Origin of the sequence: Frankia sp. AiPs1 (genome assembly GCF_023716945.1) — a bacterium.
GTDB lineage: Bacteria > Actinomycetota > Actinomycetes > Frankiales > Frankiaceae > Frankia.
Genome location: NZ_JAMQQF010000138.1, coordinates 1 through 13,035, shown reverse-complemented (window position 1 = coordinate 13,035; position 13,035 = coordinate 1). Strand labels below are relative to the sequence as shown.

The window sequence follows — 13,035 nt, the reverse complement described above, 5'->3', positions numbered from 1 at the left end:
GGCCTGCTCCTGGCGCGCTGCGCCGTCGTCGAGCGGTTCGCCTCCTGGCCGCCCGCCGGCTGGCGGCTGGTGGCCTGCGACGTCGGGCAGGGGGACGCGCTGGTGCTGTCGGCCGGGCCCGGCAGCGCGGTGCTGGTCGACGCGGGACCCGATCCGGACCTGCTTGTCCGCTGCCTCGACGAGCTCGGCGTGCGCCGCCTTTCCGTGATCATTTTGAGCCATCTGCACGCGGATCACGTCGACGGGCTCCCCGGCGTGCTCGGCCGACTGCCGGTGGGGGAGGTGCTGGTCGGCCCGTTGCGGGAACCGGTGGGTCAGTGGCGTTCGGTCCGTCGGTGGACGGACCGGGCGGGCGTGCCGCTGCGCACCATCGGTGCGGGTGCCCGGGGCCAGGCGGGCGCGGTCTGCTGGACCGTGCTGGCGCCCCGGATCATCCTGCACGGCACGGACAGCGATCCCAACAACGACAGCCTGGTGCTCTCCGCCAGGGTCGGCGCCGCGACCATCCTGCTCACCGGGGATGTGGAGGCAACCGCCCAACGGCTGTTGCTCGGCCGTCCGCAGGACCGGGCCTGGCTGCGGGCGGACGTCCTGAAGGTTCCGCACCACGGGTCCGCCAACCAGGACCCCGGCTTCCTCGCTGCGAGCAAGGCCCGCTTCGCGCTGATCAGCGTCGGGACGGGCAACGACTACGGCCATCCGGCGGCATCGACGCTGCGCGTGCTGGACCAGGCCGGGATGGCCGTCGCCCGAACCGACCGCGACGGGGCGCTGGCCGTGGTGGCACCCGCTGCGCCTCCCGAGCCCGGCCGGCCCGGCCAGGGGTGCCCCGCGCCCGGGACGGATCGGTCGGCCCGGGGCACCGCACCGACCCGCGACCAGGTCGTGGTGGTGCGCCGTCGGTCGGGGGAGGGATCGTGACATGCTCACCCGCGTGCCAGCTTCTCCAGCGCCCCCGCTCGTTCTCGTCTCCGGAGACGAGGACCTGCTCGTGGGGCGAGCCGTCCGCGAGGTCCTCGATGCGGCCCGCGCCCGCGATCCTGAAGTGGAGATCGTGGACCGGGCGGCCGCCGAGTTCAGCGAGGCGGACATGGTGGACCTCGGCGCCACATCGATGTTCGGCGGTGGTCGGGCGGTCGTCGTCCGGGGCGTGCAGGACCTCGGGGAGGAGTTGCGCGACGCGCTGCTGGCCTACATCGGCCATCCCCTCGACGACGTCGTGCTCGTGCTCGTGCACAGCGGCGCGGTGAAGAACCGCAAGCTGGTCGATGCCATGAAGGCGGCGGGCGCCCGGGTCGTGCCGGCCGCGAAGATCACGAAGTCTCGAGAGCGGCACGACTTCGTGGTCGCCGAGGTGCGTCGCCTCGGTGGGCGGATCAGCGACGGCGCCGTGCGGGCCCTGCTCGATGCCGTCGGCGGCGACCTGCGCGAGCTCGCCGCGGTGTGTGACCAGCTCGTTGCCGACACCGAGGGCGGCATGCTCGACGAGGCCGCGGTGGCCCGGTTCCATCGGGGGCGCGCCGAGGCCAGCGGGTTCGCCGTCGCCGACGCGATCATCGGAGGTGACCTGCCGCAGGCGCTGACGCTGCTGCGGCAGGCCATCGAAGGGGGTACCGCGGCCGTGCTGATCTCCAGCGCCGTCGCCGGCGGCCTGCGGGATCTCGCGCGGGTGTCCTCGGCCGGCCCGGGGACGAAGTGGGACCTCGCCCGCGCGCTCGGCATGCCCGACTGGAAGGTCGAGAAGGCGCAGCGTTCGGCGCGCGCCTGGTCGGATCCGGGCCTGGCGCTCGCGCTGCGGGCGTCGGCAACGGCCGATGCTGGTGTGAAGGGGGCGTCGGTGGACGCGGGCTACGCGTTGGAGAAGCTCCTGCGCGAGGTGGCCATGGCGCGGTCCTTCCCGCGGGACCGGGCCCACCGCGGCGGGCGTCGATGACCGGGCCGCAGCGGCCGCCAGGATCGACCCCGGCGGCCGGGACCGCTGGCCGGCCAGGGCCGGCCAGGGGGCCGGACGATGGGTATCCCGACGAGCCCGATGCGCCGCCCGGAGGCTGGTTCGGGCTGCAGGTCCTGCCCGCCGGCTGGATGCGTGGCCTGCTCGTGACCGTCACGGGGCTGGTCACGGTGGTCGTCGCGCTGGGGGACCTGGCCAGCGCCTGGGTGGTCGGCGTCCTGCCGGTGACCGTCGCCGCGATGGTCGCCTACCACGAGGTGCTCGAACGGCTGGTCCATCCGGCGAACGCCGGTCCGGCGGCCGCGCAGAACCCGCCGGGCGACCCGGCAACCCGTTAGGCGCGGTGCGGCCCCACGGCGGCAGGCGGGTGAGGCGGCGGGCACGCGGGCAGGGAACCCAGCGGGCCGGCGGGTGACGCGGGCACGCAGAAAAGCCGGAGCACCCCTGGCGCCCCGGCTCCGCCGCGCGGGTTCAGCTGGCCGTCAGGTTCGCGTGCGCGAGGGCCAGCGCCGACTTCTTGTTGGCGGCCTGGTTCGGGTGAATGACGCCCTTGCTGACAGCCTTGTCCAGCTTGCGGGAGGCGATCCGCAGGGTCTCGCTGGCGCGATCGGCGTCGCCCGCCTCGACCGCGTCGCGGAATCGGCGCACATGCGTCTTGAGCTCGGACTTGACAGCCTTGTTGCGCAGCCGCCGCTTCTCGTTGGTGAGGTTGCGCTTGATCTGCGACTTGATGTTGGCCACGCGGAGGAACCTCTGGTTGTCGAGTCGGGATGGTGCGGACACGTCATCATACGGACGCCGGCCGCACGCGGCGGCTCGGAGTACCGGCGCCTCGGAGGCCGGTCACCTGCGCCGAATCCGGTGTCACGCGGAGTCGGAGGCGGCCGGACCGCTCGGGACGCCGAACGCGGCCCACCAAGGCGGCACCCAGAATATCAAACCGCTGCCGGCCGGTGCACCGGCGCAACCTGCGTGCCGCCTCCTGGCACGATGAAGGGAGGTCGACCCAGATCCCGGCACGGGACGGCTCCCGTGATCACCGCGAGCGAAACGAGAACTCTCCGCGTGTCCGCAGCCCCACACCTGGCGCCCGGCGCCGACCCCGCGATGATCCGCAACTTCTGCATCATCGCCCACATCGACCACGGCAAGTCGACCCTTGCCGACCGGATGCTCGGAGTGACCGGGGTCGTGGACGCGCGCAACATGCGCGCCCAGTACCTCGACCGGATGGACATCGAGCGCGAGCGCGGGATCACCATCAAGGCCCAGAACGTCCGGCTGCCCTGGCGGGCGCACGACGGTCAGGACTACATCCTTCATCTCATCGACACGCCCGGCCACGTCGACTTCAGCTACGAGGTGAGCCGGTCGTTGGCCGCCTGCGAGGGCGCGGTCCTGCTGGTCGACGCCGCGCAGGGGATCGAGGCCCAGACACTCGCGAACCTCTACCTCGCGATCGAGAACGACCTGACCATCATCCCCGTCCTGAACAAGATCGACCTGCCGGCGGCCCAGCCGGAGAAGTACGCCGAGGAGATCGCGGCGATCATCGGCTGCGACCCGGGCGACGTGCTGCGCGTGTCGGGCAAGACCGGCCAGGGCGTGCCGGAGCTGCTCAACGAGATCGTCCGGCAGGTGCCCGCGCCGGTCGGCAACCCCGCCGGGCCCGCCCGGGCGATGATCTTCGACAGCGTCTACGACATCTACCGCGGCGTCATCACCTATGTCCGGGTCATCGACGGCACCCTGACGACCAGGGACCGCTGCCTGATGATGTCGACGGGCGCCAGCCACGAGACGCTCGAGGTCGGGGTGATCTCGCCGGATCCGCATCCGACGGGCTCGCTGTCGGTCGGCGAGGTCGGCTATGTCATCCCCGGGGTGAAGGACGTCCGCCAGGCCAGGGTGGGCGACACCGTCACCACCGCCCGCAATCCGGCCACGGAGATGCTCGGTGGCTACCGGGATCCACTGCCGATGGTGTATTCGGGGCTGTACCCGATCGATGGCAGCGAGTACCCGGCGTTGCGCGAGGCGCTCGACAAGCTCCAGCTCAACGATGCCGCGCTGACCTACGAGCCGGAGACGTCGGCGGCGCTCGGCTTCGGCTTCCGCTGCGGCTTCCTCGGCCTGCTGCACCTGGAGATCGTCCGGGAGCGCCTGGAGCGCGAGTTCAACCTGACGTTGATCTCCACCGCGCCGAACGTCGTCTACCGGGTGGTGATGGAGGACCTCTCCGAGGTCACCGTGACCAACCCCAGCGACTGGCCCGGCGGCAAGATCGCCGAGGTGTACGAACCGATCGTCGACGCGATGCTGCTGCTGCCCACCGACTTCGTCGGTGCGGTCATGGAGCTCTGCCAGGGCCGGCGCGGCGTGCTCAAGGGGATGGACTACCTGTCGGCCGACCGGGTCGAGCTCAAGTACACCCTGCCGCTCGGCGAGATCATCTTCGACTTCTTCGACGCGCTGAAGTCCCGGACCCGGGGGTACGCGAGCCTCGACTACGACCAGGCCGGGGAGCAGCTCGCCGACCTGGTCAAGGTCGACATCCTCCTGCAGGGCGAGACCGTCGACGCCTTCTCGGCCATCGTCCACAAGGACAAGGCGTACTCCTACGGCGTGGCGATGACGACCAAGCTGCGCGAGCTGATCCCGCGCCAGCAGTTCGAGGTGCCGATCCAGGCGGCGATCGGCAGCCGGATCATCGCCCGGGAGAACATCCGGGCGATCCGCAAGGACGTGCTGGCCAAGTGCTACGGCGGTGACATCACCCGTAAGCGCAAGCTGCTGGAGAAGCAGAAGGAGGGCAAGAAGCGGATGAAGACCATCGGGCGCGTCGAGGTCCCGCAGGAGGCCTTCATCGCCGCGCTGTCCACCGACACCGGGAAGTCCACGACGAGCAAGTGACCCACCCCCGGCGGGGGAGATCGGGCGGGTCGACCCGGGGGAGACCGCCGGTCACGGCCACCCCCCGGGAGGTCGGCGCGTCGTCAGCTCCTGGGCAGCGGGCTCGCCGGCAGGCGGATCGGTTCGGTCGCCGGTTCGGTGAGCGAGCGGTCGGCCCTGGGCGCGGCGGCGCTGGAACGATACTCGGTGGTTCGGGGCGGGAGCAGTTCGGAGATCTCCTCGAAAACGGCCCTGACGTCATCGTCCATGGCCGGATCTTTTCGCACCGGGCTCGACCGGTCGACGATGGTCCGCCCATATCTGATCTTCCGTCAACAACGGGGGCAAAACGTGCCCGACCTCTCGTCGAGGCCGAGGGGGACCCTCGTTTCCGGTGCTTGTCCCGCCGTGGTCCCCGTGTGGCCATCTTCGGCCCGCTCGTGCGCTTGACAAACGTGGCGTTGCTGGAACCCCATCCGTTGGGGGCACACTGGGGGCATGCCACAAAAGCCTCCCGACGGGTCACCTCCGCCCGACGACGGCGCTCTCCCGCCGGCCGCGCTGGCCGAGCTGACCGAGCGCACGTTCGGGGCCTACGTGCACGTGCCCTACTGCGCGGCACGCTGCGGCTACTGTGACTTCAACACCTACACGGCGGCCGATCTCGGCGGCGCGCTGATCTCCTCGGTGGGCCTGACGACCTTCGTCGACATCGCCGTCCAGGAGATCCGGCTGGCCCGGGCGGTGTTGGGCGAGACCGACCTGCCGATCTCCACCGTGTTCGTCGGTGGCGGCACGCCGACGCTGCTCTCCGCCGACGACCTCGCCCGGCTGCTGAGCGCGCTGGACGCGGAGTTCGGACTCGCCGCCAACGCGGAGGTCACCACCGAGGCGAACCCGGAGTCGGTCGACCCGGCCCAGCTCGAGCAGTTGCGGGCGGCCGGTTACACCCGGGTCTCGTTCGGCATGCAGAGCGACCGGCCGCACGTGCTGGCGGCGCTGGACCGCCGGCACACCCCCGGGCGGGTGTCCGAGGTGATGCGCTGGGCACGCAAGGCCGGGTTCGAGCAGGTGAGCCTCGATCTGATCTACGGGGCGCCGGGCGAGTCCGAGGCCGACTGGGCGGCGAGCCTGCGGGCCGCGGTGCAGTTGGGGCCGGACCACGTCAGCGCCTACGCGCTGACCGTCGAGGAGGGCACCAAGCTGTCGCGCCGGGTGCGCCGCGGCGAGCTGTTGGAGCCCGATGACGACCTGCTCGCCGACCGGTACCTGCTCGCCGACGAGATCCTCACCGCCGCCGGGCTGACCAACTACGAGGTCAGCAACTGGTCGCGTGGTCCGGCCACCCGCTGCCGGCACAATCTGGGCTACTGGCGGGGTGACCACTGGTGGGGCTTCGGCCCGGGCGCCCACAGCCACGTCGGCGGCGTGCGCTGGTGGAACGTGCGCCATCCAGCGGAATACGCCGCCCGCCTGGCCGCGCAGCGCAGTCCGGCCGCGGCACGCGAGGAGCTCGACGCGTCCACCCGCCGGGTCGAGCGGGTGATGCTGGGGGTGCGGCTCGCGGAGGGGCTCGGCGTCGCCGAGCTCGACGAGGCCGGGCTGGGGGCGTGCGCGGATCTCGCTCGCTCCGGCCTGATCGAACCGGGCGCCCTCGAGTCCGGCCGGGTGCGACTGACCCGCCGTGGTCGCCTGCTGACCGACACGGTGGTTCGGGCCCTGCTGCCCGACTGATCCTCGCCCGACTGATCCTCGCCCGGCTGCCCGGCTGCCCGGCTGCCCGGCCGGCCGCCCGCCCGGCTGCCGGCCGAGTGACTCCCGGACGACCGGCCGCTACACGATCAGGCGGGCCGCCGCGGCGCGGAACCCGGGTGCCTCGGTGGTCGTTCTGTTGGAGAGATGTCGCCGGCTCCTCACCAGCCATTCGTGGGGCGGCTCATGTTGTGTGCTTCATGCCTGGCCGACAGCTACACTTGGCACTCACTGCGGCCGAGTGCCAGGCCTGGTGTCCGTCGGTGCAGGTGTACGCACCGTGGCCCGGCCACGTCCCGCTTGGTGAAGGGGGTGCGACCGCGTGCTAGAGGATCGGCGGCTTGAAGTCCTTCGGGCGATCGTGGAGGACTTCGTCCTGAGCAACGAGCCGGTGGGCTCCAAAGCGCTGGCGGAGCGGCATAACCTTGGTGTCTCGCCCGCTACTGTCCGCAACGACATGTCCGCGCTGGAGGAAGAGGGCTACATCACGCAGCCCCACACCAGCGCCGGGCGCATTCCGACGGACAAGGGCTACCGGTTGTTCGTCGATCGGTTGTCGGGAGTCAAGCCGCTGTCGCGGGCCGAGCGCCGGGCCATCCAGAGCTTTCTGGAGGGTGCGGTCGACCTCGACGACGTCGTCCGCCGCTCGGTTCGCCTCCTGGCCCAACTCACCCGCCAGGTGGCGGTGGTGCAGTACCCGTCGCTGTCGAGCAGCAGCGTCCGGCACATCGAGGTGGTGACCCTCGGCCCGCGCCGGATGCTCATGGTGATGATCACCGATACCGGTCGGGTGGAGCAGCGGATCATCGACAGCCTGACGCCGGTGGACGAGGAGATCGCGGGCGAGCTGCGGGCGACCCTCAACTGCGCCCTGGCCGGCCAGCGGTTGGCCGACGCCCCCGAGGTCGTCGCCACCCTGCCCGACCAGGCTCGCCCCGAGCTGCGGCCGTGCCTGGCGACGATGACCGGGGCGGTGCTGGAATCCCTGGTGGAGCGCCCCGAGGAGCGTCTCGCCATGGCCGGTACGGCGAACCTCACCCGTGCCTCGGTCGACTTCGCCGACTCGCTGCGGTCGATACTGGAGGCGCTCGAGGAGCAGGTCGTGTTGATGAAGCTCATCGGCTCGGCCCGCGAGACCGGTACTGTAACGGTACGCATCGGTCGAGAGACGGACGTGGACGCCCTGCGGACGACCGCGGTGGTGGCCACCGGCTATGGCCGCGGTCCTTTCGCCCTGGGTGGAATGGGAGTGGTCGGCCCGATGCGCATGGACTATCCGTGGACGATGGCGGCCGTCCGGGCCGTCGCCAAATACGTGGGTGAACTCTTGGGTGCCGACTGATGGCCGTGGACTACTACGCAGTTCTCGGCGTACGCCGAGACGCGTCGAACGACGAGATCAAACGGGCCTACCGCAAGCTCGCCCGGGAACTGCATCCTGACGTCAACCCCGACCCGGAGGCGCAGCAGCGTTTTCGCGGGGTGACCGCGGCCTACGAGGTGCTCTCCGACCCGGAGAAGCGGCAGATCGTCGACCTGGGCGGCGACCCGCTCGCGCCCGGCGGCGGTGGCGGTGGCGCAGGTTCGCCGTTCGGCGCCGGCTTCGGTGGCCTCGGCGACATCATGGATGCCTTCTTCGGCGGCGGGACGGCCCGCGGCCCGCGCTCCCGGGTCCGGCGCGGCAACGACGCGCTGCTGCGGATCGAGCTGGATCTGGCCGAGACCGCGTTCGGCGCCACCCGTGAGATCACCGTGGACACCGCGGCCGTGTGCTCGACCTGCACCGGCGCCGGGGCGGCTCCCGGTTCCCATCCCTCGACCTGCGGCACCTGCGGCGGTCGGGGGGAGGTCCAGCAGGTCACCCGCTCCTTTCTCGGCCAGATGGTCACCTCTCGCCCCTGCCCACGCTGCTCGGGCACCGGCACGGTGATCGAGCATCCCTGCCGCGACTGCGGTGGGGACGGCCGGGTCCGTAAGCGGCGCACCCTGACGGTGAAGATCCCCTCGGGGGTCGAGGACGGAATGCGCATCCGGCTGTCCGGGGAGGGCGAGGTCGGTCCCGGCGGCGGACCGCCCGGCGACCTCTACGTCGAGGTCTCCGAGCGCCAGCACCCGGTGTTCACCCGAGAGGGCGACGACCTGCACTGTGAGTTGCCGCTGCCGATGACCTCGGCGGCGCTGGGCACCTCCGCGACGCTGGAGACCCTCGACGGCACCGAGACCATCGCGGTGAAGCCGGGCACCCAGCCGGGCGAGGTCATCAAGCTCGCCGGCCGTGGCGTCCCGCACCTGCGGGCCGCCGGGCGGGGGCACCTGCACATCCACATCAACGTCGAGACGCCGACGAAGCTGGACGCGGAGCAGGAGCGGTTGCTGCGGGAGCTGGCGAAGATCCGCGACGAGGAGGCGCCCGCGGTCGTGGGCGGTTCCATCGGCGGCGGCGCGAGCGGGTTGTTCCGCCGTCGTGGGTCGCGGCGCGGGCGCTGACCCGTCGATCGGCACGGCCGGCACGATCGGCACGGCCGGTCCCCGGTCCGTCCGGCTCGTTCTCCGCCGAAGGGATCCCCACTGACCAGCGCCATGTTCCGGTTGTCCCCGCTGCCCACCGCGGACGTGTTCACCCTGTCCGGCCCGGAGGGGCATCATGCGGCGACGGTGCGCCGGCTGCGCGCGGGAGAACCGGTGGATGTCACCGACGGTCGCGGGGCAGCGCTGGAGTGCGCCGTCGTCGCTGTCCGGCGTGACGAGATCGACTGTGCGGTGCGTCGGCGGGTCGACGCGGCGGCGCCGCATCCGCGCCTCGTCGTCGTGCAGGCACTGGCCAAGGGCGACCGCGGCGAGCGGGCGGCGGAGATGCTGACCGAGGTCGGCGTCGACGAGATCGTGCCCTGGTCGGCGGCACGCTCGGTGGTCCGCTGGGAGGGCGAGCGTGGCGGGCGCGCCCGGGAACGCTGGGTCCGGGCCGCGGCGGAGGCGTCGAAGCAGTCCCACCGCCTGCACTGGCCGGTGGTCGGCGACCTCGTCGGGACGGCGGAGCTGACCCGGCGGGTGGCGTCGGCCGCCCTCGCCGTGGTGCTGCACGAGCAGGCCGGCGACCCGCTGGTGGGCCTGGCCCGCCGCAGCGCCGCGCCCTTCGACGAAACACCGGCCGAGATCCTGCTGGTCGTCGGGCCCGAGGGGGGCATCGCCGACGTCGAGGTGGACGCGCTGCGTCAGGCCGGCGCCGTGGTCGCCCGCCTGGGTCCGACCGTGCTGCGCACCTCCACTGCGGGCGTGGTCGCGTCCTCGGTCGTCCTCGCGGATCTCGGCCGCTGGGACGCTCGGCTTGATGATGGATAGACTGGCGGGGTAGCGCCTGCGGCTGGCGTTCGGTGGACGGCTCCTGCCCGGCAGGGCGCTGACCTGAACGCCTTCACCCACGCGCCGCACCACCCACCACGGTCATCGATCCTGAGAGGTGCCGCGGCCGTAGCTGGCCGCTCTCTATGCCCGAATCCGTCACGCCCCCCGCCGCGTCGGCCGCCCCGGCCACGACGCGCATCGTCGTCCCTGGCCCGCACAGCATGGTGAGCCTCCTGGGTCATCAGGACGAGTTGCTGCGCACCGTCGAGCGGGCCTTCTCCGCGGACATCCACGTGCGCGGCAACGAGATCACCATCACCGGCCCGCCAGCGGAGAACGAGCTGGCCGCGAGGCTGTTCGCGGAGCTCATCGCCCTGCTCGACGCGGGCACCGAGCTCAGCCCGCAGCACGTCGACCACTCCCTGGCGATGCTGCGCAGCGGTGCGCAGGAGCGGCCCGCCGAGGTCCTCACCCTCAACATCCTGTCGAACCGAGGCCGGACGATCCGGCCGAAGACGCTGAACCAGAAGCGTTACGTCGACGCGATCGACCAGCACACGATCGTGTTCGGGATCGGGCCCGCCGGCACCGGCAAGACGTACCTGGCGATGGCGAAGGCGGTTCAGGCGCTGCAGGCCAAGAAGGTCAACCGGATCATCCTGACCCGGCCGGCGGTCGAGGCGGGGGAGCGGTTGGGCTTCCTGCCGGGCACCCTGTACGAGAAGATCGATCCATATCTGCGGCCGCTCTACGACGCGCTGCACGACATGATCGATCCGGACTCGATCCCGCGGCTCATCCAGGCCGGGACGATCGAGGTCGCCCCGCTGGCCTACATGCGCGGCCGAACCCTGAACGACGCCTTCATCATCCTCGACGAGGCGCAGAACACCTCGCCCGAGCAGATGAAGATGTTCCTCACCCGGCTCGGCTTCGGGGCCAAGATCGTGGTGACGGGTGACGTCACCCAGGTCGACCTGCCCAGCGGCACCCGCAGCGGGCTGCGGGTCGTCCGGGAGATCCTCGACGGCGTCGAGGACGTCCACTTCGCGTCCCTGACCAGCTCCGACGTCGTTCGGCACCGGCTGGTGGGCGAGATCGTCGACGCGTACGCCCGCTGGGACGCCGCCGGCGACGATGCCGGTGCCGCCGCCGCGGCTGCAGCACCCGCCCGGCCGGCCCGCCGCGAGCGACGGTGACCGTGTCGGAGTTCGGAGAGGACTACTGATGGCCGTGTTCGTCGCCAACGAGTCGGGCGCGAACGACGTGGACGAGGTCCGGCTCACGGCGCTTGCCCGTTTCGTGCTCGACGCGATGAAGGTGAACCCGCTCGCGGAGCTGTCGGTGATGCTCGTCGAGGAGAAGGCCATGGCCGACCTGCACGTTCGGTACATGGGCGAGGAGGGCCCGACCGACGTGCTCTCCTTCGCGCAGGACGACGCGTTTGACGCCTCCTGGTCGGAGTCGGTCGACGACGACCCCACGACGCTGCTCGGCGATGTCGTGCTCTGCCCCGACGTCGCGCGCCGCCAGGCGGAGCAGGCGGGGCACTCCTACGAGCGCGAACTGCACCTGCTGTGCACCCACGGCATCCTGCACCTGCTCGGGTACGACCACGCCGAGCCGGACGAGGAACGCGAGATGTGGAAGATCCAGAACAAGCTGCTGGCGTCCTGGGATGCCGCGGTGAAGGCCGCCGGTGGGAAGCGTCCCGCCGGCGGTGCGGACGGTGCGGACGGAGCTGGAGAGCCCGGCCCCACCGCCGCGCACTGACCCCGGCCGGGGGGAGCCCATGAGCTCCGGCGATCTTCTGCTCGTCTTCATCACGGTGGTCGCTTCCCTGGCCGCCGCGGGACTCGGCTGCGTGGACGCGGCCCTGACCCGGGTGTCGCGGGTGTCGGTCGAGAACTTCGCGCGCCAGGGGAGCGCCGGTGCGGCGAACCTCGTGACCGTCGTCGCCGACCCCGGCCGCTACCTTGCGTTGCTGCTGCTTCTGCGGGTGGTCGGCGAGATGCTCGCCGCCGCCTGCCTGACGATCCTGTTCGCGCACGCCTACGGGACGGGCTTCGCCGCGATCGGGCTGGGCACCCTGGTAGCGACCCTGATCGCCTACATCCTCGTCGGGGTGATGTTCCGGACGCTCGGCCGCCAGCACGCGCCGGCGGTCGCGCTCGCCACCGCCGGGCTCACCGTCCGCCTCGCCCGGATCTTCGGGCCGCTGCCTCGACTGCTCATCGCGCTGGGCAACGCTGTCACCCCGGGGCCCGGGTTCCGGGACGGGCCCTTCGCCTCGGAAGCGGAGCTGCGTGACCTGGTCGACCTCGCCGAGGAGAACGAGGTCATCGAGCGCGAGGAACGCGACATGATCGCGTCGGTGTTCGAGCTCGGTGACACCCTCGTCCGGGAGGTGATGGTGCCGCGGCCGGACATGGTGTTCATCGAGTCGACGAAGACCGTTCGCCAGGCTCTTTCGCTCGCCCTGCGCAGCGGCTTCTCCCGGATCCCGGTGATCGGCGAGAGCGTCGACGACGTCGTGGGGATCGCCTTCCTCAAGGACATGGTCCGCCGCGAGCGCGGCGGCGACGAGGACGGCCCCGTCGCCGACATCATGCGTTCGCCCGTGCTCGTGCCGGAGAGCAAGCCCGCCGACGACCTGCTTCGGGAGATGCAGGCCTCGCGGACCCACATGGCGATCGTCATCGACGAGTACGGTGGGACCGCCGGGCTCGTGACCATCGAGGACATTCTCGAGGAGATCGTCGGCGAGATCACCGACGAGTACGACAGCGAGGTGGCACCGGTGGAGTGGCTCGATCCCGACACGGCTCGGGTCACCGCCCGGCTGGACGTGGACGACCTCGCCAGACTCTTCGACTTCGACGTCGACGCGCTGCCCGGCGCGGACGACTCGGTGACCGTTGGCGGCCTGCTGGCCACGGCCCTGGGTCGGGTGCCCATCCCGGGCGCCACCGTGACGGTCGGTGGCCTGCGGCTGTCCGCGGAGCGGGCGGCCGGCCGGCGCAATCAGATCGGCACGATCGTCGTCAGCCGCCCGCCGGGCCCGCCGGCTGACGCCGACGACCCGGCCCCCGGCGCAG

At 71.7% G+C, this 13,035-nt stretch carries 13 protein-coding genes; 11 read left to right on the top strand and 2 right to left on the bottom strand.

What is annotated here, in order from left to right:
* The 3 genes from ND748_RS14565 to ND748_RS14555 all read left to right on the top strand — a co-directional run.
* A partial coding sequence (locus ND748_RS14565; protein WP_251746347.1) for a ComEC/Rec2 family competence protein occupies positions 1 to 921 on the top strand: 921 nt, incomplete at its 5' end.
* Between the two features lies 1 nt (position 922).
* Complete coding sequence (holA, locus tag ND748_RS14560) at positions 923 to 1,933, top strand: DNA polymerase III subunit delta (protein WP_251746346.1); 1,011 nt, start codon at positions 923 to 925, stop codon at positions 1,931 to 1,933.
* Positions 1,930 to 2,289 carry a hypothetical protein gene (locus ND748_RS14555; protein WP_251746345.1) on the top strand — a complete coding sequence of 120 codons (360 nt, stop codon included), beginning with the start codon at positions 1,930 to 1,932 and terminating at the stop codon, positions 2,287 to 2,289. Before holA ends, ND748_RS14555 begins: the two co-directional genes overlap by 4 nt.
* Positions 2,290 to 2,422: 133 nt before the next feature.
* Here ND748_RS14555 and rpsT read toward each other — a convergent pair whose 3' ends face one another.
* Positions 2,423 to 2,692, bottom strand: a complete 270-nt coding sequence (rpsT, locus tag ND748_RS14550; RefSeq protein WP_251746344.1) for a 30S ribosomal protein S20 — start codon at positions 2,690 to 2,692, stop codon at positions 2,423 to 2,425.
* 324 nt (positions 2,693 to 3,016) lie between these two features.
* On the opposite strand from rpsT, the gene lepA reads away from it, so the two are divergent.
* Positions 3,017 to 4,864: a translation elongation factor 4 gene (lepA, locus tag ND748_RS14545; RefSeq protein WP_308205641.1), complete on the top strand. Its 1,848-nt coding sequence runs from the start codon at positions 3,017 to 3,019 to the stop codon at positions 4,862 to 4,864.
* Positions 4,865 to 4,947: 83 nt separating this feature from the next.
* On the opposite strand, the gene ND748_RS14540 is transcribed toward lepA, so the two are convergent.
* On the bottom strand, positions 4,948 to 5,112 hold the full coding sequence (locus ND748_RS14540) for a hypothetical protein (protein ID WP_251746343.1): 165 nt from the start codon (positions 5,110 to 5,112) through the stop codon (positions 4,948 to 4,950).
* A gap of 229 nt (positions 5,113 to 5,341) precedes the next feature.
* On the opposite strand from ND748_RS14540, the gene hemW reads away from it, so the two are divergent.
* The 7 genes from hemW to ND748_RS14505 all read left to right on the top strand — a co-directional run.
* Positions 5,342 to 6,577, top strand: a complete 1,236-nt coding sequence (gene hemW / locus ND748_RS14535) for a radical SAM family heme chaperone HemW (RefSeq protein WP_251746342.1) — start codon at positions 5,342 to 5,344, stop codon at positions 6,575 to 6,577.
* A 340-nt stretch (positions 6,578 to 6,917) separates the two neighbouring features.
* The gene (gene hrcA, locus ND748_RS14530) at positions 6,918 to 7,937 is read left to right on the top strand and encodes a heat-inducible transcriptional repressor HrcA (RefSeq protein WP_251746341.1); all 1,020 of its coding nucleotides are present in this window, start codon (positions 6,918 to 6,920) and stop codon (positions 7,935 to 7,937) included.
* A complete protein-coding gene (gene dnaJ / locus ND748_RS14525) occupies positions 7,937 to 9,082 on the top strand; it encodes a molecular chaperone DnaJ (protein ID WP_251746340.1) in 1,146 nt (381 codons plus the stop codon). The genes hrcA and dnaJ overlap by 1 nt, the downstream gene beginning before the upstream one ends.
* A 93-nt stretch (positions 9,083 to 9,175) precedes the next feature.
* Complete coding sequence (locus ND748_RS14520; RefSeq protein WP_251746339.1) at positions 9,176 to 9,934, top strand: 16S rRNA (uracil(1498)-N(3))-methyltransferase; 759 nt, start codon at positions 9,176 to 9,178, stop codon at positions 9,932 to 9,934.
* A gap of 146 nt (positions 9,935 to 10,080) precedes the next feature.
* Positions 10,081 to 11,136 carry a PhoH family protein gene (locus ND748_RS14515; RefSeq protein WP_251746338.1) on the top strand — a complete coding sequence of 352 codons (1,056 nt, stop codon included), beginning with the start codon at positions 10,081 to 10,083 and terminating at the stop codon, positions 11,134 to 11,136.
* Between the two features lie 28 nt (positions 11,137 to 11,164).
* Positions 11,165 to 11,710: an rRNA maturation RNase YbeY gene (ybeY, locus tag ND748_RS14510; RefSeq protein WP_251746337.1), complete on the top strand. Its 546-nt coding sequence runs from the start codon at positions 11,165 to 11,167 to the stop codon at positions 11,708 to 11,710.
* Positions 11,711 to 11,729: 19 nt separating this feature from the next.
* Positions 11,730 to 13,035: hemolysin family protein (locus tag ND748_RS14505; protein WP_251746336.1), on the top strand; the 1,306-nt coding region annotated here is incomplete at its 3' end.

Coding starts and splice junctions, on each gene's coding strand:
- hemW (WP_251746342.1), top strand. CDS start 5,342: ATGCCACAAAAGCCTCCCGACGGGTCACCTCCGCCCGACGACGGCGCT.
- holA (WP_251746346.1), top strand. CDS start 923: ATGCTCACCCGCGTGCCAGCTTCTCCAGCGCCCCCGCTCGTTCTCGTC.
- ND748_RS14555 (WP_251746345.1), top strand. CDS start 1,930: ATGACCGGGCCGCAGCGGCCGCCAGGATCGACCCCGGCGGCCGGGACC.
- ND748_RS14515 (WP_251746338.1), top strand. CDS start 10,081: ATGCCCGAATCCGTCACGCCCCCCGCCGCGTCGGCCGCCCCGGCCACG.
- dnaJ (WP_251746340.1), top strand. CDS start 7,937: ATGGCCGTGGACTACTACGCAGTTCTCGGCGTACGCCGAGACGCGTCG.
- ybeY (WP_251746337.1), top strand. CDS start 11,165: ATGGCCGTGTTCGTCGCCAACGAGTCGGGCGCGAACGACGTGGACGAG.
- ND748_RS14520 (WP_251746339.1), top strand. CDS start 9,176: ATGTTCCGGTTGTCCCCGCTGCCCACCGCGGACGTGTTCACCCTGTCC.
- ND748_RS14540 (WP_251746343.1), bottom strand. CDS start 5,112: ATGGACGATGACGTCAGGGCCGTTTTCGAGGAGATCTCCGAACTGCTC.